The organism is Agrococcus sp. ARC_14 (genome assembly GCF_022436485.1).
Lineage (GTDB): Bacteria > Actinomycetota > Actinomycetes > Actinomycetales > Microbacteriaceae > Agrococcus.
This window is the reverse complement of sequence record NZ_JAKUDO010000001.1, coordinates 2,176,423-2,197,321: the sequence shown is the minus strand read 5'-3', so window position 1 is coordinate 2,197,321 and position 20,899 is coordinate 2,176,423. Positions and strand designations below refer to the sequence as shown.

General features: G+C 70.8%; 19 protein-coding genes and 1 tRNA gene. 12 read left to right on the top strand and 8 right to left on the bottom strand.

The genetic code is table 11. The annotated features are described in order from the left end of the window. Positions 1-105 precede the first annotated feature (105 nt). Positions 106-1,899 (top strand): cytochrome c biogenesis protein DipZ, encoded by a 1,794-nt coding sequence (locus tag MKD51_RS10900; RefSeq protein ID WP_240240328.1) that lies wholly within the window; start codon positions 106-108, stop codon positions 1,897-1,899. A 198-nt stretch (positions 1,900-2,097) separates the two neighbouring features. Next, positions 2,098-2,175: transfer RNA gene (locus MKD51_RS10895), tRNA-Pro, on the top strand. Between the two features lie 4 nt (positions 2,176-2,179). Here MKD51_RS10895 and MKD51_RS10890 read toward each other — a convergent pair. After that, complete coding sequence (locus MKD51_RS10890) at positions 2,180-3,511, bottom strand: MFS transporter (protein ID WP_240240327.1); 1,332 nt, start codon at positions 3,509-3,511, stop codon at positions 2,180-2,182. Between the two features lie 20 nt (positions 3,512-3,531). Further along, positions 3,532-3,930 (bottom strand): DUF2255 family protein, encoded by a 399-nt coding sequence (locus tag MKD51_RS10885; RefSeq protein ID WP_240240326.1) that lies wholly within the window; start codon positions 3,928-3,930, stop codon positions 3,532-3,534. 163 nt (positions 3,931-4,093) lie between these two features. Here MKD51_RS10885 and MKD51_RS10880 point away from each other — a divergent pair, with 163 nt between their 5' ends. Both MKD51_RS10880 and MKD51_RS10875 read left to right on the top strand, forming a co-directional pair. After that, on the top strand, positions 4,094-5,134 hold the full coding sequence (locus MKD51_RS10880; protein WP_240240325.1) for an alcohol dehydrogenase catalytic domain-containing protein: 1,041 nt from the start codon (positions 4,094-4,096) through the stop codon (positions 5,132-5,134). Between the two features lie 64 nt (positions 5,135-5,198). Further along, positions 5,199-5,606, top strand: coding sequence for a cupin domain-containing protein (locus MKD51_RS10875; protein ID WP_240240324.1), 408 nt, complete (start codon positions 5,199-5,201; stop codon positions 5,604-5,606). 78 nt (positions 5,607-5,684) lie between these two features. Here MKD51_RS10875 and MKD51_RS10870 read toward each other — a convergent pair whose 3' ends face one another. Together MKD51_RS10870 and MKD51_RS10865 are read right to left on the bottom strand one after the other, a co-directional pair. After that, positions 5,685-6,560 carry a helix-turn-helix transcriptional regulator gene (locus MKD51_RS10870; RefSeq protein WP_240240323.1) on the bottom strand — a complete coding sequence of 292 codons (876 nt, stop codon included), beginning with the start codon at positions 6,558-6,560 and terminating at the stop codon, positions 5,685-5,687. A gap of 53 nt (positions 6,561-6,613) precedes the next feature. Continuing rightward, entirely contained in the window at positions 6,614-7,573 is a 960-nt protein-coding gene (locus MKD51_RS10865; RefSeq protein WP_240240322.1) for a DMT family transporter, read from the bottom strand. Positions 7,574-7,671: 98 nt separating this feature from the next. Between MKD51_RS10865 and MKD51_RS10860 the strand changes: the two genes are divergently transcribed. Further along, the gene (locus tag MKD51_RS10860) at positions 7,672-8,229 is read left to right on the top strand and encodes a GAD-like domain-containing protein (RefSeq protein WP_240240321.1); all 558 of its coding nucleotides are present in this window, start codon (positions 7,672-7,674) and stop codon (positions 8,227-8,229) included. A gap of 45 nt (positions 8,230-8,274) precedes the next feature. Here MKD51_RS10860 and MKD51_RS10855 read toward each other — a convergent pair whose 3' ends face one another. Beyond that, on the bottom strand, positions 8,275-9,111 hold the full coding sequence (locus MKD51_RS10855; protein WP_240240320.1) for an anti-sigma factor: 837 nt from the start codon (positions 9,109-9,111) through the stop codon (positions 8,275-8,277). Continuing rightward, positions 9,108-9,656 carry an ECF RNA polymerase sigma factor SigK gene (gene sigK, locus MKD51_RS10850; RefSeq protein ID WP_240240319.1) on the bottom strand — a complete coding sequence of 183 codons (549 nt, stop codon included), beginning with the start codon at positions 9,654-9,656 and terminating at the stop codon, positions 9,108-9,110. The genes MKD51_RS10855 and sigK overlap by 4 nt, the downstream gene beginning before the upstream one ends. Positions 9,657-9,884: 228 nt before the next feature. On the opposite strand from sigK, the gene tig reads away from it, so the two are divergent. The 3 genes from tig (at position 9,885) to MKD51_RS10835 (ending at position 12,657) form a co-directional block, all read left to right on the top strand. Next, a complete protein-coding gene (gene tig / locus MKD51_RS10845) occupies positions 9,885-11,246 on the top strand; it encodes a trigger factor (RefSeq protein ID WP_240240318.1) in 1,362 nt (453 codons plus the stop codon). Positions 11,247-11,371: 125 nt separating this feature from the next. Further along, positions 11,372-11,986 carry an ATP-dependent Clp protease proteolytic subunit gene (locus MKD51_RS10840; RefSeq protein ID WP_240240317.1) on the top strand — a complete coding sequence of 205 codons (615 nt, stop codon included), beginning with the start codon at positions 11,372-11,374 and terminating at the stop codon, positions 11,984-11,986. Further along, positions 11,986-12,657, top strand: coding sequence for an ATP-dependent Clp protease proteolytic subunit (locus MKD51_RS10835; protein ID WP_240240316.1), 672 nt, complete (start codon positions 11,986-11,988; stop codon positions 12,655-12,657). Before MKD51_RS10840 ends, MKD51_RS10835 begins: the two co-directional genes overlap by 1 nt. Positions 12,658-12,727: 70 nt before the next feature. Here the strand turns inward: MKD51_RS10835 and MKD51_RS10830 are convergent, their stop codons facing one another. Continuing rightward, positions 12,728-13,354, bottom strand: a complete 627-nt coding sequence (locus MKD51_RS10830; RefSeq protein WP_240240315.1) for a copper resistance CopC family protein — start codon at positions 13,352-13,354, stop codon at positions 12,728-12,730. Positions 13,355-13,475: 121 nt separating this feature from the next. Between MKD51_RS10830 and clpX the strand changes: the two genes are divergently transcribed. From clpX to MKD51_RS10810, 4 genes are read left to right on the top strand one after another with little or no spacing between them, the layout of a single operon-like run. Then, on the top strand, positions 13,476-14,753 hold the full coding sequence (gene clpX, locus MKD51_RS10825) for an ATP-dependent Clp protease ATP-binding subunit ClpX (protein WP_240240314.1): 1,278 nt from the start codon (positions 13,476-13,478) through the stop codon (positions 14,751-14,753). A gap of 43 nt (positions 14,754-14,796) precedes the next feature. Continuing rightward, positions 14,797-15,612, top strand: a complete 816-nt coding sequence (locus tag MKD51_RS10820; RefSeq protein WP_240240313.1) for an ABC transporter ATP-binding protein — start codon at positions 14,797-14,799, stop codon at positions 15,610-15,612. Between the two features lie 55 nt (positions 15,613-15,667). Next, on the top strand, positions 15,668-16,669 hold the full coding sequence (locus MKD51_RS10815; RefSeq protein WP_240240312.1) for an iron-siderophore ABC transporter substrate-binding protein: 1,002 nt from the start codon (positions 15,668-15,670) through the stop codon (positions 16,667-16,669). Continuing rightward, positions 16,666-18,696, top strand: a complete 2,031-nt coding sequence (locus MKD51_RS10810) for an iron ABC transporter permease (RefSeq protein ID WP_240240311.1) — start codon at positions 16,666-16,668, stop codon at positions 18,694-18,696. The genes MKD51_RS10815 and MKD51_RS10810 overlap by 4 nt, the downstream gene beginning before the upstream one ends. A gap of 134 nt (positions 18,697-18,830) precedes the next feature. On the opposite strand, the gene MKD51_RS10805 is transcribed toward MKD51_RS10810, so the two are convergent. After that, a complete protein-coding gene (locus tag MKD51_RS10805) occupies positions 18,831-20,864 on the bottom strand; it encodes a M3 family metallopeptidase (protein ID WP_240240310.1) in 2,034 nt (677 codons plus the stop codon). Positions 20,865-20,899 lie beyond the last annotated feature (35 nt).

The following is a 20,899-nucleotide window of genomic DNA, read 5'->3' as shown; positions in this document are numbered from 1 at the left end:
GTTCGGAGCCCACATCACTGCGGATTGCAGACGTTCTGCCGACTCGGAAGAACCATCCGGCGCGGCCTCGGCGACGAACCATGAGCAACCTGCCTAGGAGGCGCCATGCTCGCGCTCATCGGATTGCTCGGTGGATTCATCACCGGCATCTCGCCATGCATCATCCCGGTGCTTCCGGTCATCCTCTTCTCCGGGGGCATGCAGTCAGCTCGCGGAGAGAAGCCGGCGGATGCGTCGGCCGAGGCCGAGGAGGGCGGGGCCGGCGGCGTGGCCACCGCCACCAGGACGCAGGCGCCGCCCGTGCGGACCATCTCGCGCTGGCGCCCCTATCTCGTGATCGCCGGCATCGTCGTCAGCTTCACGCTCATGACCCTCGCCGGCAGCCTGGTGCTGAGCCTGCTCGGCCTCCCGCAGGATGTGCTGCGGTGGGCGGGCATCATCGTGCTGACGCTCATCGGCATCGGCCTCATCGTGCCCAGGATCCAGCACCTGCTGGAGAAGCCGTTCGAGCGCCTGCCGTTCCTGCAGAACGCGAGCCAGAAGTCGGGCAAGCTGCAGGGCTTCCCGCTCGGCCTGGCCCTCGGCGCCGTCTACGTGCCGTGCGCCGGCCCCGTGCTCGCCGCGATCACGGTCGCCGGCTCCACCGGCCAGATCGGCCCCGACACCGTCGTGCTCACCGTCTCCTTCGCGATCGGCGCGGCCCTGCCGCTGCTGTTCTTCGCGCTCGCCGGCCGCGGTCTCGCAGAGCGCATCGCCGCCTTCCGCAAGCGCCAGGGCGTGATCCGCATCGTCTCCGGCGCGCTCATGATCCTGCTCGCGCTCGGCCTGGTCTTCGACCTGCCGGCGCGACTGCAGCGCCTCGTGCCCGACTACACATCCGCCATCCAGGGCGCCATCGCAGGCAACGAGGAGGTGCAGGAAGCCATCTCGATCGGTGGCCTCGAGAACGAGGAGAACGCAGATCTCGACCTGTGCGACCCGGGCGCGACCGAGCTGCAGGAGTGCGGCACCGCGCCCAGCATCCGCGGCATCGAGTCGTGGTTCAACACCCCCGGCAACGAGCCCATCGACCTCGAGAGCCTGCGCGGCCAGGTCGTGCTGATCGACTTCTGGGCCTACTCGTGCATCAACTGCCAGCGCTCGACCCCGCACATGAACGCCTGGCACGACGCGTACGCGGATGCGGGGCTGCAGGTGATCGGCGTGCACAGCCCCGAGTACGCGTTCGAGAAGGAGCCCCAGAACGTCGTCGATGGGGCAGCGGCGCTCGGCATCGAGTACCCGGTCGCGATCGACAATTCGCTCTCCACCTGGACGAACTACCGCAACGCCTACTGGCCCGCCCGCTACCTGATCGACGCGGAGGGCACCGTGCGCAACGTGCACTTCGGCGAGGGGCAGTACGCAGAGGGCGAGCAGATGCTCCGCGAGCTGCTCGAGCAGGCGAACCCCGGCGTCGAGCTGCCAGCGGTCACCGAGACGGCCGACGACACCCCGGTGAACGCCGACATCACGCCCGAGTCGTACCTCGGCACGACGAAGGTGCAGAACTTCGGCGGCGAGGAGCGCTACTCGACGCAGACCGAGGCGTTCTCGTACCCCGCGGAGCAGCCGCAGGATTCGTTCGCGCTCGACGGCGCCTGGCAGCTCGAGACGCAGTTCGTGACGCCCCGCGAGGATGCGGCGAGCATCCGTCTGGAGTACCGAGGGCAAGAGGTGCGGATGGTGCTGGCGGGCTCAGGCACGGTGGTCGCCGATGTCGACGGGGAGCGGGTCGAGCTCGAGGTGAGCGGCACGCCGAGGTCGTACCGGCTGCTGCTGGCCGACGCGTCGCAGCAGGGCACGATCGAGGTGACGGTGCCTGCGGGCGTCGAGGCGTACTCGTTCACCTTCGGGTGAGCGGGACGGCTCGCGCGCGGACCCTGGCGGCTCGATTCGCGCCCCGCTGCCTCGCCGACCCTTTCCACCGAACCGGACCCGGTGTACCAGGTCCCGTTCGGTGGAACGGGTCCGCGGCAGCTGTTGGCCGCGACCGGGGTTGCGCTGAAGGTCCCGCTCGCGCCGGTAGACTTGCGAGCTGTACGGGAGCGATCCCTACGGGGCGTAGCTCAGCTTGGCTAGAGTGCCCGCTTTGGGGGCGGGAAGTCGCAGGTTCGAATCCTGTCGCCCCGACCAACCGCTACTCCGCGACCGGGTCCGCCACGCGTTCGCCCTCGAGCTCGGGCGCAGGCCGCGGAGCCCGCCGCGCCGTCGTGATCACGATCGAGAGCACCGCGGCGATCATGCACAGCGCCGCCCCGCCCCACCAGGCGAAGGTGTAGGTGCCGAAGGCATCGCGCACGACGCCGGCGATGAACGCCGCGATCGCCGCGCCGATCTGGTGCGAGGCGAACACCCAGCCGAACACGATGGTGCCGCGCTCGCCGAAGTGCTCGCGGCAGAGCGCCACCGTCGGCGGCACCGTCGCGACCCAGTCGAGCCCGTAGACGACGACGAACAGGATCATGCTCGGCTCCACGGTGTCCGAGAGCAGCCACGGCAGCATCAGCAGCCCGACGCCGCGGAAGCCGTAGTAGATCACGAGCAGCTTGCGCGGGTCGAACCGGTCGGTGAGCCAGCCGGAGAAGATCGTGCCGGCGATGTCGAAGATGCCGACGGCTGCCAGCAGCCCGGCCGCCGCCGTCGCCGGCATGCCGTGGTCGTGCGCCGAGGGGATGAAGTGGACGCCGACGAGGCCGTTGGTCGTCGCACCGCAGATCGCGAACGCGATCGCCAGCGCCCAGAAGGTGCGGTGCTTCGCGGCGAACACCAGCCCCTCGATCGCGCGACGGAACGCGCCACCCACGTGCCGCTCGGGAGCGACGTGCGTCGCCGCATCCGCCCCGAACGGCAGCACACCGCGCTCCTCGGGGTAGTCGCGCAGCACGAGCCACACGAACGGCACGACGACGAGCGCGGCGCCGGCGATCACAAGCGAGGCGGGCCGCCAGCCGATCGTCTCGGCCATCGCCGCCACCGGCGGCAGGATGATGAGCTGCCCGGTCGCGGCGCCCGCGGTCAGCACGCCCATCACCAGGCCCCGCCGCTCGACGAACCAGCGGTTGGCGATGGTGGCGGCGAACACGAGCGCCATCGCGCCCGTTCCCGTGCCGATCAGCAGCCCCCAGAAGACCAGCAGGTGCCACGACTCGGTCATGAGCGTGCTCGCGCCCGCGCCGAGCGCGACCAGCAGCAGCGCGGCCGAGACGACCTGACGCATCCCGAGCCTGTCCATGAGCGCGGCGGCGAACGGCGCCACCAGCCCGTAGAGCACCAGATTGATGCTCACGGCGAGCGACATGATGCTCATCGACCAGCCGAACTCGTCGTGCAGCGGCACCATGAGCGCGCCGGGTGCTCCGCGGAATCCGGCAGCGCCGAGCAGCGCCAGGAACGCCACGGCGGCGACCCACCACGCGGGGTGGATGCGTCGGCGAGACACAGGGGCGGATGCGGACGTCGCGGGCGGCACGGATCCGACTCTATTGCGGGCTACGCCTCAGGGGTCGCGCCCGCAGGGTCCACCCGCAGCGTGGTCGCCCGCGCCACGGCGCTCGTGATCGCCTGCGAGGACGAGCCGCGCCCGTACTTCTCGAAGTAGGCGGCGTCGATCGCGTCGTCGCGGGAGTCGTCGTGCATGAAGGCGACGTCGCGCGTCTGCCCGTTCCAGCTGATCGCGCCGCGCAGCTGGCGCAGCACGCCGCGGTACCACTGGCCCTCGTCGCCGTGCACGCTGCGTGTGTAGAGCACGCCGTCGACGACGACGTGCCAGACGATCGTCAGGGTGCGCAGCGAGCCGTCCTTGCGGCTGCCTGCCACCCGGATCTCGCCCACGCGGTGCAGCTCGTCAAGCTCTGCCTTGGTCCATTCGGCCTCGGTCTGCTCAGGCATGGTTCCTCCTCAGGTCGTCCCCAGACTGCCACCGCGGTGGGCGCTGAGACAGGCACTCCGAGTACCGGGCAGCCCAGGCACTGCCGCGCACCTCGTTCGAGGGGTTGCATGGCAGATGTGCCGCTGCAGACCGCTCCGGCGCACCACTCCACTCGAAGGAATCATGCGAGCCACACTCATGTACGGCGCGGGCGACGTCCGCGTCGAGACTGTCCCCGATCCCAAGATCATCGAGCCCACCGACGCCATCGTGCGCGCGACCCGCGCCTGCATCTGCGGCTCTGATCTGCACCCATACCACTCGATGCCCGGCAGCGAGCATGGCACCCCGATGGGGCACGAGCTCATCGGCGTCGTCGAGGAGATCGGCTCGGCGGTCGCGACCGTCAAGCCTGGCGACTTCGTCATCGTGCCCTTCGCGTTCAGCGACAACACGTGCGCCTTCTGCCGCGAGGGCTTCCAGACCGCGTGCACGCACGGCGGCTTCTACGGCTCGCTCGAGGTCCCCGGCCTGCAGGCCGAGCTCGCGCGCATCCCGCAGGCCGACGGCTCGCTCGTGGCCGTGCCCGGCATCGACGAGCGCAGCGAGCTGCTGCCGTCGCTGCTCGCGCTCTCCGACGTCTACCTCACGGGCCACCACGCCGCGTTCATGGCCAAGGTCGCGCCCGGCAAGACCGTCACGGTCGTCGGCGACGGCGCTGTGGGCCTCTCCGCCGTGCTCGCCTCGCGCCAGCTGGGCGCTGAGCGCATCATCCTGATGGGCCGCCACACCGCGCGCACCGACCTCGGTCGCGAGTGGGGCGCCACCGACGTCGTCGCAGAGCGCGGTGAGGAGGGCATCGCGAAGGTGCTCGAGCTCACGGGCGGCGAGGGCAGCCACGTCGTGCTCGAGGCGGTCGGTCACATGCCGGCCTATGAGCAGTCGTTCGGCGTCGCGCGCGTCGGCGGCGTCATCTCGCGCGTCGGCGTGCCGCAGTACGAGGAGGCCCCCATCGGCTTCGGCTCGCTGTTCGGCAAGAACATCACGCTCACCGGTGGTCCCGCACCCGTGCGCGCCTACCTGGAGACCGCCGTGCAGCAGGTGCTCGCGGGCTCCATCGACCCGGGTCGCGTCTTCGACCGCACGCTCGGCATCGAGCAGGCGCCAGAGGGATATGCGGCGATGGATGCGCGTGACGCGCTCAAGGTGATGCTCGCGTTCTGAGCACGACCACCACGACGAGGAGCACGTCTGCGACGTTCGCGGGCGGCACCAGAGAGGGGCTCGCATGAGCACACGACGACTGCCCAAGGCGCCGACGGTCAAGGGGCCGCCGGAGCTCTTCACCGGCGATGTCTGGTTCAACGCCCACTATGCAGGCGAAGCGCCGTCGCGCGCCCGGCTCAACCTCGTGCGGTTCTCCCCGGGAGCCCGCACCGCCTGGCACACGCACGCGGTCGGTCAGACGCTGCATGTGACCGAGGGGGTCGGATGGGTGCAGTCGCGCGGAGAGGAGCTCGTCGAGCTGCATCCCGGCGACACGGTGCACACGCCCGCAGGGGAGTGGCACTGGCACGGCGCCGCGGCCGACCAGTTCATGTGCCACCTCGCCCTGTGGGAGGCGCCGGCGGACAGCGACGAGCCCGAGACCAGCTGGGGCGAGCACCTCGCACCGGGCGAGTACCCGAGCGCCTGAGCGTGCAGGCGGACACAGAGCGGGGCCGGCATCGCGCCGGCCCCGCTCTGTCGTGCCTGCCCCGTTGCGGGGGTCGGCTCAGTCCGCGACGACCGCGGCCTCCGCCTGCTCGAACTCCTGCGTCGCAGCCCAGCTCGAGAGCAGCCGCAGGCCGTCGGCGGCGGGGGAGTCGGCAGGTGCCGTGTAGACGTTGAGCACCAGGCCGGGCTCGCTCGGCAGCTCCATCGACTCGTAGTGCAGCTCGAGCGCGCCGACCACCGGGTGGTGGATGCGCTTGATGCCGCTGCGGTGCAGCACGACGTCGTGCGAGGCCCAGCGCTGTCGGAAGAGCTCGCTCTGGGTCGAGAGCTCGCCGACCAGCTGGATGAGGTCGGGGTCGTGCGGGCGCAGGCCCGCCTCCATCCGCAGCATCGCAGCGCCGTCGCTCGCGATGCGGTCGAAGTCGATCCAGAACTCGCGCGCTGCCGGATTCAGGTAGGCGAAGCGCGTGGTGTTCACGGGTCGTCGCGGGTCGTCGAAGACGGGGGAGTAGAGCGCTCTGCCCATGCGGTTCGACGCGACGATGTCGTGGAGGCCGTTGCGCACCCAGGCGGGCGACTCGATGGCGTCGAGCACCTGCTGCACCGCGGGTCGCACGGCCTTCGCGGGCGAGCGGCGGCGCTTGGGCTCGCCGCTGGTGCGCGCGAGGTCGAACAGGTGGATGCGCTCGGCCTCGTCGAGCTGCAGGGTCCTGGCGAGCGCGTCGAGCACGCTCTCGGAGGCGCCGGCGAGGTTGCCTCGCTCGAGCCGCACGTAGTAGTCGACGGAGACGCCCGCGAGCATCGCGACCTCTTCGCGGCGGAGGCCCGCCACACGCCGGTTGCCGCCGTAGGCCGGCAGCCCCGCCTGCTGAGGAGTGATGCGGGCGCGGCGCGAGCTGAGGAACTCGCGGATCTCGCTGCGGACGTCGGTCATGCATCAACGGTACGCCCGAGGCCTCGCGCCTGGGAGGCACTGCCGGTGCCCCGTCAGGCGTCGTCTGCGATCGCCTCGGGATCGTGCGGCGGCGTGCGATCGCCCTTCCTGCGCTGGGCGATGAGCACGATCGCGACGCCCAGAGCGGCGACCACCATGCCGAGCAGGCCCAGCACCGACACCGGCACCCCGAAGAACAGCCAGACCCACAGCATCGTGGTCGGCGGCGTCAGGTAGAGCATCGTGCTCACGAAGGTCGCGCCGTGCGATCGCGTCACCGTCACGTAGAGCAGGTAGCCGCCGAGGCTCGCGAAGAACACGAGCCAGAGGATGGCGCCCCAGATCTCGAGCGAGGTCGGGATCGCGGCCTGCCCGCGCACGAGCGCGACGAGCATGAAGGCCGCGGCCGCGACGATCGACTGGATCGTGAGCGTCTGCAGCAGGTCGTCGTGCATGTGCCAGCGCCGCTGCAGCACCGTGCCGGTGCCGAGGCACAGCACGCCGATGAGCGGCAGCAGGTGCGCCCACAGCGGCGCACCGGTCTCGCCGATCTGGCCAGAGACCACGAGCCCGACGCCCGCGAGCCCCACGACCATGCCGGCCCACATCCATCCGTTCGCACGCTCGCCGAGGAAGCGACCGGCCACTGTGGCGACGAGCATCGGCTGCAGCGCCGCGATCAGTGCGACCGTGCCGCCGTCGACGCCGAGCCGCACGCCCTCGAACACCATCAGCAGGTACCCGGCTTGGCTCAGCAGCGCGATCGCGCCCTGCCGCAGCCAGCTGCGCCAGCGCGGCCAGCGGCGTCGCGCCACGAGCATCGCTGCGGTGAGGATCGCCGCGAGCACGGTGAAGCGCCAGGCGAGCACCGTGACGGGCTCACCATCGGCCCTCGCCGCGAACTCTGCCCCGACGAAGCCAGAGCTCCACATGACGACGAGCGCGACCGAGGCGACGATGATCGCCGTCGGTCCCAGCCGCGTGGAGGGCGCACCGCCCGAGGAATCTGACACCGCTCGATCTTGGCAGGTTGCGGCTCCCCGGTGCGGTGCCTCTGATCGCGGCTTGCCAGGCTCCGGTGTCGATGTCTCCCTCAGCTAGGTTGAGCAGCATGATCGAGCTCGCTGACTTCCTCCCTCATGCGCCGGTTCCCGCGGAGATCATCGACGAGTATCGGGGGCGCGTTCCGGATGAGCTCGTCGAGATCTGGGAGCAGTACGGGTACGGGACGTTCGGCGAGGGCTTCCTGCGGATCATCGATCCGAAGCTCTACGAGGCCGAGGTCGGTGCGTGCATCGGCAAGACGCAGGGTGATCGCATCGCGATCCCGATCATGGCCACCGGTCTCGGCGACCTCATCACCTGGGAGCCCAGCCTTGGTGTCGTGGCCATCCTCTACCGAGACGTTCGCATCCGTGGACTCGGCGAGCTGAGCACCTTCTGCAACCTGGTTCGCAGAGGCGGTGCACGTCATCTGTCGCGAGCGCTCAGCTGGGATCTCTTCCCCCAGGCTGTGGAGCAGCACGGGGAGCTCCCGTACGACCAGTCGTTCATCTTCGTGCAACTGCTGTCGCTGGGTGGAGCGGCGAAGGTCGAGAACCTGCACAAGCGCGCGACGATCGCCTCGATCCAGGTGGCGGTGGATGTCCAAGGCGTCATCGGGCACTGAGGAGGTCGAACGATCAGGTCGCGCGGCCTCGGTCGGGCGGATGCGTCAGGTCTGGACGACGAGGAACGGCTCGGTCGTGGGCGCCTCGGAGCCGCCCTCGGGCTCGACCGTCACGCCGACGGCGACCCCGGCATCCATCTGACCCTCGAGCAGCACGGCTGTGCTGCCGCCGCCGGTCTGGAAGATTCCGGCGCTGTGCGGGCCTGCCTCGTCGATGTACCAGGCCTGGTAGTCGTGCCCGTGCGGCGCGGCCTCGAGCCCGTCGAAGAGCAGCACCGACTGCGCGCGCTCGGCCGACCAGATGACGGTGGCCGTGGCGCCGCCCTCGAGCTCGACCTCGCTGCGCTGCGCGTCGCCAGCGGCGACGACGGCGCCGAGCGCCTCCTGCTGCGAGGCGCCGCCGAGCTGCGTGCCGATGGCGATGCCGCCGGCGAGCAGCGCAGCGCTCGCGGCCACGGCGGTGACGATGCGCAGCGGGCGCCACCGGGCGCGGGCGCGTCGCTCTGCCGGACCGGGGCCGCGGCGCTGGGCGAGGGCGGGTGCCTGCTCGGATGCGGTGACCCCGACCGGTGCGGAGGTCACGGGCAGCGGCGACGCCTGCACGCCCGACTCGTTCGCAGCGGCGACCGGCCCGGCCGACTCCTGCGGCTCCGCGCGGATGGCGTCGAGGATGCTCGCGCGCATGCGGGTCGGCGGCGCGACCTCGTCGAAGGACAGGTGCGTCGCCGTCTCGGCGAACCGGAAGGCCTCGAGGTGCGCGTCAGGCGAGGCCTCGGCCTCGAAGCGAGCACGCTCGTCGGGCGCGAGCGCATCCAGTGCGTAGGCAGCCGCCAGTTCGTCGATGGGCTGCAGCTCGTCATGCATGTCGTCACCCCCGTTCATGTCGTCACCCCCAGCAGATCGCGCATCCGGCGCAAGCCGTCGCGCATCCGGGTCTTCACCGTGCCGAGCGGCGCGCCGATGCGCTCTGCGATCTCAGATTGCGTGAGCCCGCCGAAGTAGGCGAGCTCGATGGCCTCTCGCTGCGGATCGCTCAGCGCGGCCAACGCCCGCTTCGCCCTCGCCGACTCGAGCGTGACCTCGACCCGCTCGGCGACATCGTCGATCGGCACATCCATGTCTCGGACGCCGATGCGCGCGTCGCGATCGCGCTGCGCCTGGGAGGCTCGCACGCGGTCGACGGCCCTTGCGTGCGCGATCTGCAGCAGCCAGCTGATGGCCGCTCCGCGCTCCGGGTCGAAGCGCTGCGCGCGGCGCCATGCCTCGAGGAAGACCTCCTGCGCGACCTCCTCGGCCTGCGCCCGGTCGACCAGGATGCGCAGCACCAAGCCGAACACGCGTGGTGCCGTGGCGTCATAGAGCTCTGCGAACGCCCGCTGGTCGCCACCGGCGGCGCGGACGATGCACTGCTCCAGGTCGATAGACACGTGCCTGAGTATCGCAGGCCGACGAGGTCGGCTCGGTGCGACAAGCAGGAGGGCGGTCATAGCGGTGGTTCGTCACCCCTGCCCGAGCGGATTGCAGCGGAGCGTTGTGCGCCCGGTAGACTCGGGCGGCGGTCCGCCCTCTCGCGGCCGATCTGGCGCGCTTTCGCGTCGCACGCCGGCACTCAGCCGGCACAGCAGGCACAACCCGAAACCTCAGGAGACCACCTCGTGAAGACCACGGTCGAGAAGATCGAGAACACGCGCGCCAAGCTCACCATCGCGGTCGAGCCCGAGGAGCTGCGTCCCGCGATCGACCAGGCGTACCAGAGCGTCGCCGAGCAGATCAGCGTGCCCGGCTTCCGCAAGGGCAAGGTGCCCTCGGCGATCATCGACCAGCGCGTCGGCCGAGAGGACATCCTCAACCAGGCCGTCTCCGGCTCGATCGACGAGTTCTACCGCCAGGGCGTCGCCGAGGCGGGCGTCCGCCCGATGGGCCGCCCGCAGGCCGACGTCACCACCTGGCCAGAGATCAAGGACTTCTCGGGCGACCTCGTCCTCGAGATCGAGGTCGACGTCCGCCCCGACTTCGACCTGCCCACGGTCGAGGGCCGCACGATCACGGTCGACGCGATCGAGGTCGGCGACGACGCCGTGCAGAAGGAGCTCGACGAGCTGCGCACGCGCTTCGGCACGCTCGTCACCGTCGAGCGCCCGGCCGCGAACGGCGACTTCGTGCAGCTGGATCTGCTCGCGACGATCGACGGCGAGACCGTCGACGAGGCGAGCGGCATCTCCTACGAGGTGGGCTCCGGCGAGCTCATCGACGGCGTCGACGAGGCCGTCGAGTCGCTCACCGCCGGCGAGGAGACCACCTTCACCTCGACCCTGGTCGGCGGCGACCACGCCGGCAAGGACGCAGAGGTCAGCGTGACCGTGCAGGCCGTCAAGGAGCGCGAGCTGCCCGAGGCCGACGACGACTTCGCCCAGATGGCGAGCCAGTTCGACACCATCGACGAGCTCAAGGCCGACCTCGCAGAGCAGGCGGGCCGCTCCGGCCGCCTCGGCCAGGCGGAGCAGGCTCGCCAGCGCCTCCAGGACGAGCTGATCGAGGCCGTCGAGATCGAGGTCCCGACCGCCGTCGTCGAGGACGAGGTCGTCCGTCACCTCGAGGCCGAGAACCGTGCGGAGGATGCCGAGCACGGCGAGGAGGTGCGCCAGGAGACCCGCAAGCTGCTCAAGCAGCAGATGCTCTTCGACCGCTTCGCCGAGGAGGAGAACCTCCAGGTCTCGCAGCAGGAGCTGACGCAGATCATCGTGCAGCAGGCAGCGCAGTACGGCATGGGCCCGCAGGAGCTCGTGCAGTCGCTCGAGCAGAACGGCCAGCTGCCCGTGCTGCTGGGCGACATCCTGCGCGGCAAGACGCTCTCGACGCTGCTCGGCCGCGTCACGGTCGTCGACGACAAGGGCGAGACGGTCGATCTGACCGACTTCCTGCCGCCGGTCGAGTCGGATGAGGTCGGCGAGGACGACGTCGAGGCCGCGATCCGCGAGACCGAGGCGAAGCTCGCAGCGGAGAACGCCAAGGACTGATCCACGAGCGAAGGGCCGGGCGCTGCGCCCGGCCCTTTTCGCTACCCTCCGCCCGCGGCGAACACGGCCCGGATCCGGCCCTTCGCTCGCCTAGGGTTGAGAGCAATCGAGAGAAGGAGTCACCTGTGGCTGAACCCGTCTTCGCGCAGTCGGTCTTCGACCGTCTGCTGCGCGATCGCATCATCTGGCTGGGCGAGGAGGTGCGCGACGACAATGCGAACGAGATCTGCGCAAAGATCCTGCTGCTCGCCGCTGAGGACCAGAACAAGGACATCTACCTCTACATCAACTCGCCTGGCGGCTCCATCACTGCCGGCATGGCGATCTACGACACGATGCAGTTCGTTCCCAACGACATCGTCACGGTCGGCATCGGCATGGCGGCCTCCATGGGCCAGCTGCTGCTGACCGCCGGCACCGCAGGCAAGCGCTACATCACGCCGAACGCGCGCGTGCTGCTGCACCAGCCGCACGGTGGCTTCGGCGGCACCTCGAGCGACATCCAGACGCAGGCGCAGCTGATCCTCGACATGAAGAAGCGCCTCGCCGAGATCACGGCGGAGCGCACCGGCAAGTCGGTCGAGCAGGTCAACGAGGATGGCGACCGCGACCGCTGGTTCACGGCGCAGCAGGCGCTCGAGTACGGCTTCGTCGACCACGTCCGCGAGTCGGCCACCGACGTCACGGGCGGCGGCGGCACGGATCAGGACGACAGCGCCGACCAGGAAGGTGGCAAGTGATGGAGACTCCCACGTTCCAGGCGGGCGGCAACGCCCTCCAGATGCCGGACTCGCGGTATATCCTGCCGAGCTTCGAGGAGCGCACGGCATACGGCTACAAGCGCCAGGACCCGTACGCGAAGCTGTTCGAGGACCGCATCATCTTCCTCGGCGTCCAGGTCGACGACGCATCCGCCGACGACGTCATGGCGCAGCTGCTCGTGCTCGAGTCGCAGGATCCCGACCGCGACATCGTGATGTACATCAACTCGCCCGGCGGCTCGTTCACGGCCATGACGGCGATCTACGACACGATGCAGTACATCCGGCCGGCGGTGCAGACCGTCTGCCTCGGCCAGGCCGCCTCCGCAGCGGCCGTGCTGCTCGCGGCGGGTGAGCCCGGCAAGCGCCTGGCGCTGCCGAACGCGCGCATCCTCATCCACCAGCCCTCGACCTCGGATGCCGGCCGCGGCCAGGCCTCCGACATCGAGATCCAGGCGCGCGAGGTGCTCCGCATGCGCGGCTGGCTGGAGGAGACGCTCTCGAGGCACTCGAAGCACGACGTGCCGAAGGTGTCCAAGGACATCGAGCGCGACACCTTCCTGTCGGCCGAGGAGGCGCTGGAGTACGGCCTCATCGACCAGGTGCTCACGAGCCGCAAGACGGACCCGCAGGCGCAGCTCGGCAGCTAGCTGCTCCGCCAGCACGCAGGAGGGCCGGTACCCGCTCGGGTACCGGCCCTCCTGCGTTGACTGGGGGCGCTCAGGCCTCGTCGTCGGGGTCGCGATCCTTGACGTCGTTGCGCAGCCGGTTCGCCCGGTAGGCGATGACCGCGAGCACCGCGAGCAGCGCGAGCACGCCGATCGCGATGAACGGGAAGGAGCCCGCCGCATCCTCGCCCTCCGTCGGAGCGGCCGCGTCGCCCTCCTGGCCCTGGTCGGCGGATGCCGTGGCCGGCACGCTCTCGTCGGTCGTCCCGGGTGCGGCCGCGCCACATACCGGGGCCGCGGCGACGCCGGGCTGACCTGCCTCGCCCGCCGCCGGGTCGAACGAGAAGTCGATGGTGTCAGAGACCGGATGGCCGTCGGCGGAGACCACCTGGAAGGTGAGCGAGTAGTCGCCCGCCTCGCCCAGCTCGGCCTCGAGCGACGCGGAGTCGCCGTCGACGGTCAGGCAGCCAGTCCCGTAGAACAGCCCAGCCGCATCCGTGATCTGCATCGCGTTGGCGCTGTCGGCGCCGTCGACCGAGAGGATCTCCTCGTTCATGACCACGCTGAAGGTGCCGGGCTGCTCGGTGAGCACGTCGCCGTCGGCGGGCGTCGACCCGATCAGGGATGCGTGGGCGGGCAACAGGACGACGGCCGTCAGCACGGCGAGGGTGGAGAGCATGGCTCCAGCGTAGCGAGCGCGTTCGATGCAGACCGGCGTGGTCGCCACTGGTGTCAGCGGCCCGGACTAGGCTCATGGGACGGGCGCAGACCTGCGTTCGACGGCGATCGGGAGATGCGAGATGGCGCGACTGGGAGAGAGCGGCGACCTGCTGAAGTGCTCCTTCTGCGGCAAGAGCCAGAAGCAGGTGCAGCAGCTGATCGCGGGTCCCGCGGTGTACATCTGCGACGAGTGCGTCGAGCTGTGCAACGAGATCATCGAGGAGCGCATGGCCGAAGCCGGCGAGACGCCCTCGAACGAGGGCTTCACGCTGCCGAAGCCGCGCGAGATCTTCGACTTCCTCGAGGAGTACGTCGTCGGGCAGGAGAGCGCCAAGCGCTCGCTCGCCGTCGCTGTCTACAACCACTACAAGCGTGTCGCCGCCGCCCAGCAGCTCGAGTCGGCCGACAGCGTCGGTGACGCCGTCGAGATCCAGAAGTCGAACATCCTGATGGTCGGCCCCACGGGCTGCGGCAAGTCCTACCTGGCCTCGACGCTCGCGAAGCAGCTGAACGTGCCGTTCGCGGTGGCCGACGCCACGGCGCTCACCGAGGCCGGCTACGTCGGCGAGGATGTCGAGAACATCCTGCTCAAGCTCATCCAGGCCGCCGACTTCGACGTCAAGCGCGCCGAGACCGGCATCATCTTCATCGACGAGATCGACAAGGTGGCGCGCAAGGCCGAGAACCCCTCCATCACGCGCGACGTCTCCGGTGAGGGCGTGCAGCAGGCGCTGCTGAAGATCATCGAGGGCACGGTCGCATCGGTGCCGCCGCAGGGCGGCCGCAAGCACCCGAACTCCGAGTTCATCCAGATCGACACGTCGAACGTGCTCTTCATCGTGGCCGGCGCCTTCGCGGGCCTCGAGGACATCATCGCCAACCGCTCCGGCAAGCGCGGCATCGGCTTCGGCGCGCCGGTCGCCTCGCTCAAGCCCGACCTCGACGTCTTCCAGGACGTGCTGCCGGAGGATCTCCACAAGTTCGGCCTCATCCCTGAGTTCATCGGCCGCCTGCCGGTCATCGCGACGGTCTCGCCGCTCGACCAGTCGGCCCTCGTCGAGATCCTGTCGGCGCCGAAGAACGCGCTCGTCAAGCAGTACCAGCGCATCTTCGAGATCGACGGCGTCAAGCTCGACTTCGAGCCCGAGGCGCTCGAGGCCATCGCCGACCTCGCGGTCGAGCGCAAGACCGGCGCGCGTGGTCTCCGCTCGATCCTCGAGAACGTGCTCGCTCCGGTGATGTTCGAGGTGCCATCGCGAGAGGGCGTCGAGCGCGTCATCGTGACCAAGGAGTCGGTGACCGGCGGCGAGACGCCCGTGGTGCTGACGGCCGACGACATCCAGGAGCTCTCCGCCTAGCAGCGAATTGCGCTTCCGGCTGAGGTAAGGCTAGCCTTACCTCGTGACCAACGGACTCCATGCGCTGCGCGCGACCGACGTCTCGCTCGCGTACGGCCGGGAGCGGATCGTCCATGAGGCATCCATCGCCCTCGTGCCCGGCACGGTCACCGCGCTGGTGGGCCCGAACGGCAGCGGCAAGTCGACGCTGCTGCGCGGCCTGACCGCCCTGCACCGCCCGACGGGCGGCACGGTCGTGTTCGCAGACGGCGCCGACGCCTCGGCGCTGGGGGAGCGCGATCTGGCACGCCGCATCGCCCTGCTCGCGCAGTCGCACCCCGATCCCTCGGGCGTGAGCGTGCGCGAGGTCGTCGCCTACGGTCGCTTTGCGCACCGCGGCCGCTTCCGCACCGGCGACCCCGACGGCGCCGACGTGATCGACAGGGCGATGGCCGCGACCGGCATCGCAGCGTTCGGCGACCACCCGGTCGCGCAGCTCTCCGGCGGGCAGCGCCAGCGCGTGTGGCTCGCCACCTGCCTCGCCCAGCAGACCGGCATCGTGCTGCTCGACGAGCCCACCACCTTCCTCGACGTGCGCTACCAGCGCGAGATCCTCGAGATCGTGCGCGACCTCGCCGACGAGGGCGTCGCGGTCGGCATCGTGCTGCACGACCTCGAGCAGGCCGCAGAGGTCGCCGACGAGGTCGTGCTGCTCGTGCACGGCCGGATCCTTGCCACCGGCACGCCCGAGGAGGTGCTGACGGCCGATCGCCTCAGCGCCGCCTACGAGGTGCCGATCGACGTCGAGCCCGTCGCAGACGGTCTCCGCATCCGGCCGCAGCGGCTCCGCCGCCGGCTGGCAGCGTCCCGCGCCGCGTGACGCGCTCCACCACCAGGCTCGAAGGCTGCGCGCCTCGAGCCGAGGAAGGCTGACCATGCCCCAGCGAATGTCGCTCCCGAGGCCCCTGCTTGCCGGCGCCGCCGTGCTCACTGCGCTCGCGCTCGCCGCGTGCGGCACCACCGAGGCGCCTGCCGAGACCCCGGCTCCCGGTGCCGCCGGCGAGGCCGTCACGGTGACGGATGCCCGTGGCGTCGAGGTCGAGATCCCCGCAGGGGTCGAGGATGTCGTCGCGCTCGAGTGGTCCGCCGTCGAGCACCTGCAGACGGTCGGGATCGCGCCGATCGGTGTCGCGGATGTCGCCGGCTACGAGGACTGGGCGGGCTTCGGGGCACCGCTCGAGGGCGAGCCGACCGACGTCGGCACGCGCATCGAGCCGTCGGTCGACGCGATCGCCGGGCTCGCGCCCGACCTGATCGTGGCGGTCGCGGGCCGCGATGAGGGCGCCTATGCCGACCTCGAGGCGATCGCGCCCGTGCTGGTGCTGCAGGGCGCCGACGCCGCGGATCCGCTCGAGACGATGTACGCAGACCTGCGCCTCGTCGGCGAGGCGGTCGGAGGTGGGGATGCCGCCGAGGCGGCGATCACCGCATTCCAGACGCACGTCGAGGAGCTGACGGCGACGGTGGACGACGCGGGCCTCACGGGCACGTCGCTCGCGCAGATGGACGGGTACGACACCGGCGGCCAGATCTCCATCCGCCCCTATGCCGATGGAGCGCTGCTGCCCGCGGCGTTTGAAGCCATCGGCTTCGAGAACGGCTGGGCGGAAGCAGGCGATGCGCAGTACGGGCTCGGTGCGACCGACGTCGAGGGCCTCACCGCGCTCGCCGACGACACCCACATCCTCTACATGGCCGTCGGCGACGACGACGTGTTCCAGAACCAGCTCGCCGACAACGCGATCTGGACGGGGTTGCCGACCGTGCAGGCCGGCAACGTCCACCGGCTGCCTGACGGCATCTGGCTCTTCGGCGGCGTCGACTCGCTGACGGCCTACCTCGACTCGCTCGTCGCGGCACTCGCCCCGACGCCGTGAGGCGGACCCGACCGGGAGGGCTCGCGCTCGGCGCGGCCCTCCTCGTCGCCCTCTGCGCGCTCGCCGCGTGGCACGTCACCCAGGGCACCACCGCGATCGGCCTGCCCGAGCTGCTGGGATGGCTCGGCGGGGCCGATGGCGACGCCGCGGTGATCGTCGAGAGCCGGCTGCCGCGCATCGCGGCGGCGATCGTCGTCGGGCTCGCGCTCGGCGCCGCCGGCTACGTGATGCAGACGCTCACCGGCAATCCGCTCGCCTCGCCGGACACGCTCGCCGTGAACGGCGGCGCGAGCGCTGCCATCGCGCTCGCCGCCGTGTTCGGCATCAGCCTGCCGGGGCTGGGCGGTGCGGGTCTCGCGTTCGCCGGCGGTCTGATCGCAGCGCTGGCGGTCGTCGCGCTCGGCCGTGGCAGGGGATCGACGACGCAGATGGTGCTCGTCGGCACCGCGCTCGCGCTCGCGCTGCAGTCGGTCACGACCGTCACGATCATCCTCGCCGAGCAGGAGACGTCCGGCCTCTACGCCTGGGGCGTCGGCCAGCTCTCGCAGAACGGCATGGCGACCGTCGCGCAGCTGCTGCCGGTGGTGGTGCTCGGCATCGCCGTGCTGCTGCTGCTCGCGCGCAGGCTCGACGTGCTCGCGCTCGGCGAGGAGGCGGCGACGACCATCGGCGTCGGCGTCGGCAGCCTTCGGCTCAGCGCGCTCGTCGCCTCGGTCGCCCTTGCCGCAGCCGCCGTGGCGATCGCCGGCCCGATCGGGTTCGTCGGCCTCGCCGCGCCGATCGTCATCCGCATGCTCGCGAGCCGCATCCACGGCGCCGCGCGTCATCTCGTCGCCATCCCGCTCGCGGCGCTCGCAGGCGCCGTGCTGGTGGTCGGTGCGGATGTGCTGCTGCGCGCCGTGCTGTCCGGCCAAGCCGCGCTCGACGTGCCCACAGGCGTGGTCACGAGCCTGATCGGCGCGGTCTGCATCATCGTGCTCGCACGCAGCATGGCGGGCGCCTCCGAGACCGAGTCGATGACGGTGCTCGGCGCTCGCACGATCGCGCGGAGCGCCTGGCTGCCGATCGTGCTCGCGGCCATCGTGCTCGCGGTGATGACGGTGGCCGCCGTGCTGCTGGGCGATCGGATGCTGCTGCTCGGCGACGTCGTCAACTGGCTCGCGGGCCGTGCGGGGGATGCGGTGCGGCTGACGCTCGATGCGCGCGCGCCGAGGATCGTCGCCGCGGTGCTCGCCGGCGTCGCGCTGGCGCTCTCCGGTGCGCTCGTGCAGGCGGTGGCGCGCAACGCGCTCGCCGAGCCCTATCTGCTGGGCGTCGCGGGTGGCGCAGGCCTGGGCGCCGTCGGCATCATCACGCTCGTGCCGGTCGCGACCGGCTGGGCCATCGCGGGCAGCGCGCTCGGTGGCGGCGCACTGGCAGGGGTGGTGGTGCTGCTGCTGGTCGGCTGGCGACGGCTCGGCTCGCTGCGGCTCGTGCTCACGGGGCTCGCGATGTCTGCGGCCACCGCGGCGCTCACGAGCCTGCTCATCGTCACGACCGATCCCTTCAACCAGGGCAAGGCCATCGTCTGGCTCGCGGGCTCGACCTATGGGCGCGGCTTCGAGGATGCGGTGCCGGTCGCGGTCGTGATCGTGCTGGCCGGCATCGGCCTGCTGTGGATGCACCGCGATCTCGATCTCGCCCAGCTCGACGAGTCGACCCCGAGGCTGCTCGGGGTGCGACTGACGGCCGTGCAGGTGATCGCGCTCGGGATGGCCGTCGCGCTTGCCTCGACGGCGGTCGCTGCGATCGGGGTCGTGGCCTTCGTCGGCCTGGTCGCACCGCACGCGGCACGCGCGCTGGTCGGTGCGCGGCACCGGGTGCTGCTGCCGCTGGCTGCCCTGCTGGGCGGCTCGCTGACGCTGCTGGCCGACACGCTCGGCCGCACGCTGATCGCCCCCGCGCAGCTGCCCGCCGGCGTCATGACGGCGCTGGTCGGCATCCCCTACTTCATCTGGCTGGTGCTGCAGGCGGGCCGCGCGCGCTGAGCCGCTCCGTCCGGAGATCGAGGAGCGCGCCGGCGCAGCCGGCCCGCGTCACGCGATCGCAGGAGGGAGCAGTCGCCGCCTCCGGTTTCGTGGCGGCAGCGGGCTGCGCCCGCGGCCTCCTCAACCTGCGGCGCCTAGCCCGTCAGGCCGCGCCGCTCCAGCAGCGGCGCGATGTCGGCGTCGCGGCCGAGGAAGTCGCGGAAGGCCGCCAGCGGATCCTTCGAGCCGCCGACGCCCAGCAGCCGCTCACGGAAGCGCTGCCCGGCCTCGCGGATCGAGGGCTGCTGCTTGAACCACTCGACGGTGTCGGCGTCCATGACCTCCGACCAGATGTAGGAGTAGTAGCCGGCCGAGTAGCCGCCGGAGAACACGTGCTGGAAGTAGCCGGTCGAGTAGCGCGTCGGCACGGTGTCGCTCAGCAGGCCGACACGCTCCAGCGCCGCGCGCTCGAAGGCAGCGACATCCGTCACATCGTCGCCCGCGGTGCGCGCATGCCACGCCTGGTCGAGCAGCGACGCCGCGAGGTACTCGCTCGTGTCGTGTCCCTGGTTGAACGACTCCGAGGCCTGCAGTCGCTCGATCACGTCGGCGGGCAGCGGCTCGCCCGTCTCGATGTGCTTGGCGTAGTTGTCGACGATGCCGGGCCACAGCATCCACATCTCGTTCACCTGGCTCGGGAACTCGACGAAGTCGCGGAACACGTTCGTGCCGCCGAACGAGGGATAGGTGACCTGTGCGAACAGCCCGTGCAGCGCGTGGCCGAACTCGTGGAAGAGCGTCGTCGTCTCGTCGAAGGTGAGCAGCGTCGGGGTGCCGGCCGGGGGCTTGGGCACGTTGAGGTTGTTCATCACGACGGTCGGGTGGCCGAGCAGCGTGTTCTGCTGGATGAGCGGGTTCATCCAGGCGCCCCCGCGCTTCGCGTCGCGCGTGTAGAGGTCGAGCAGGTAGAGCCCGACCTCGCTGCCATCCTCGTTGCGCACCTCGAAGACACGCACATCCGGGTGGTAGCCGACAAGGTCCTCCCGCTCCGCGAAGGTGACGCCGTAGACCTGCGTCGCCGCGTGGAAGACGCCGTCCCACAGCACGCGCTCCGACTCGAAGTAGGGGCGCAGGGCAGCGGTGTCGACGTCGAAGCGTGCCGTGCGCTCCTTCTCGGTCCAGTAGTCCCAATCCCAGGCGGCGAGCTGGTAGCCCTCGCCGGCCGCGTCGATCTGCGCCTGCAGCGCGGCGGCCTCCGCCTTCGCGTTCGCAGCGGCGGGCGGGGCGAGCTTCGTGAGCATCGCCATGACGTTGTCGGGGCTGCCGGCGGTCTCGTCCGCGGTGATCGCATGGGCGTGCGTCGCGAAGCCGAGCAGCTGCGCGCGCTCGGCGCGCGCCGCGGTGAGCTCGAGCACCGTCTCGCGGTTGTCGTGGTCGTTGCCGCGCGTGCCGCGGGCGAGGGATGCCTCCAGCACGCGGCTGCGGACGTCGCGGTTCGTGAGCGAGGCGAGCCACGGGTGGCCGGTGAACAGCGGCAGGGTGATGAGCCATGCGCCCTCGAGGCCGCGCTCGGCGGCGGCCGAGGCTGCCGCCTGGATCTCGCCGTCGGAGAGCCCGTCGAGCTCGGCCGCCGACTCGATCACGACCGCGAGGTCGTTCGTGTCGGCCTGGAGGTGCTTGTCGAAGCGCGTCGTGAGGGTGGCGATCTGCTGGTTGAGCTGCTTGAGGCGCTCGCGCGACGCATCGTCGAGGCCTGCGCCGGCGACCGTCATCTCGGTGAACTTGCGCTCCACCAGATAGCGCTGCTCGTCGGTCCACTCGGGCCGCGGCTCATCGTGGAGGGTGCGGATGCGCGCGTAGAGGAACGGGTCGAGGGTGATCGAGTCGACGTGCGCGGCGAAGCGCGGCGCGAAGCGCTCCTCGAGCTCCTCGAAGAAGGGGGAGGAGTCGGTCGAGGTCATGCTGAAGAAGACGTGCGCGACCCGCGAGAGGATGGCGCCGGAGCGCTCGAGCGGCTCGATGGTGTTCTCGAACGTCGGCATCGATCGCACGACGGTGATGGCGCGCACCTCCTGTGCCTGCTCGGCGAACCCGGCCTCGAAGGCCTCCTCGTAGTGCTCGTCGCGGATGTCGGCGAAGGGCGGCAGCTGGTACGGGAGCGTGCTCGGCGTGAGGAAGGGATTGGTCATGCGATCCACCCTAGGCGGCGCCGCTCTGCACGGGC

Coding starts and splice junctions, on each gene's coding strand:
- MKD51_RS10830 (WP_240240315.1), bottom strand. CDS start 13,354: ATGCTCTCCACCCTCGCCGTGCTGACGGCCGTCGTCCTGTTGCCCGCC.
- MKD51_RS10860 (WP_240240321.1), top strand. CDS start 7,672: ATGATCGAGCTCGCTGACTTCCTCCCTCATGCGCCGGTTCCCGCGGAG.
- MKD51_RS10870 (WP_240240323.1), bottom strand. CDS start 6,560: ATGACCGACGTCCGCAGCGAGATCCGCGAGTTCCTCAGCTCGCGCCGC.
- MKD51_RS10880 (WP_240240325.1), top strand. CDS start 4,094: ATGCGAGCCACACTCATGTACGGCGCGGGCGACGTCCGCGTCGAGACT.
- MKD51_RS10805 (WP_240240310.1), bottom strand. CDS start 20,864: ATGACCAATCCCTTCCTCACGCCGAGCACGCTCCCGTACCAGCTGCCG.
- MKD51_RS10855 (WP_240240320.1), bottom strand. CDS start 9,111: ATGAACGGGGGTGACGACATGCATGACGAGCTGCAGCCCATCGACGAA.
- MKD51_RS10815 (WP_240240312.1), top strand. CDS start 15,668: ATGCCCCAGCGAATGTCGCTCCCGAGGCCCCTGCTTGCCGGCGCCGCC.
- clpX (WP_240240314.1), top strand. CDS start 13,476: ATGGCGCGACTGGGAGAGAGCGGCGACCTGCTGAAGTGCTCCTTCTGC.
- MKD51_RS10875 (WP_240240324.1), top strand. CDS start 5,199: ATGAGCACACGACGACTGCCCAAGGCGCCGACGGTCAAGGGGCCGCCG.
- MKD51_RS10885 (WP_240240326.1), bottom strand. CDS start 3,930: ATGCCTGAGCAGACCGAGGCCGAATGGACCAAGGCAGAGCTTGACGAG.
- MKD51_RS10900 (WP_240240328.1), top strand. CDS start 106: ATGCTCGCGCTCATCGGATTGCTCGGTGGATTCATCACCGGCATCTCG.
- MKD51_RS10835 (WP_240240316.1), top strand. CDS start 11,986: ATGGAGACTCCCACGTTCCAGGCGGGCGGCAACGCCCTCCAGATGCCG.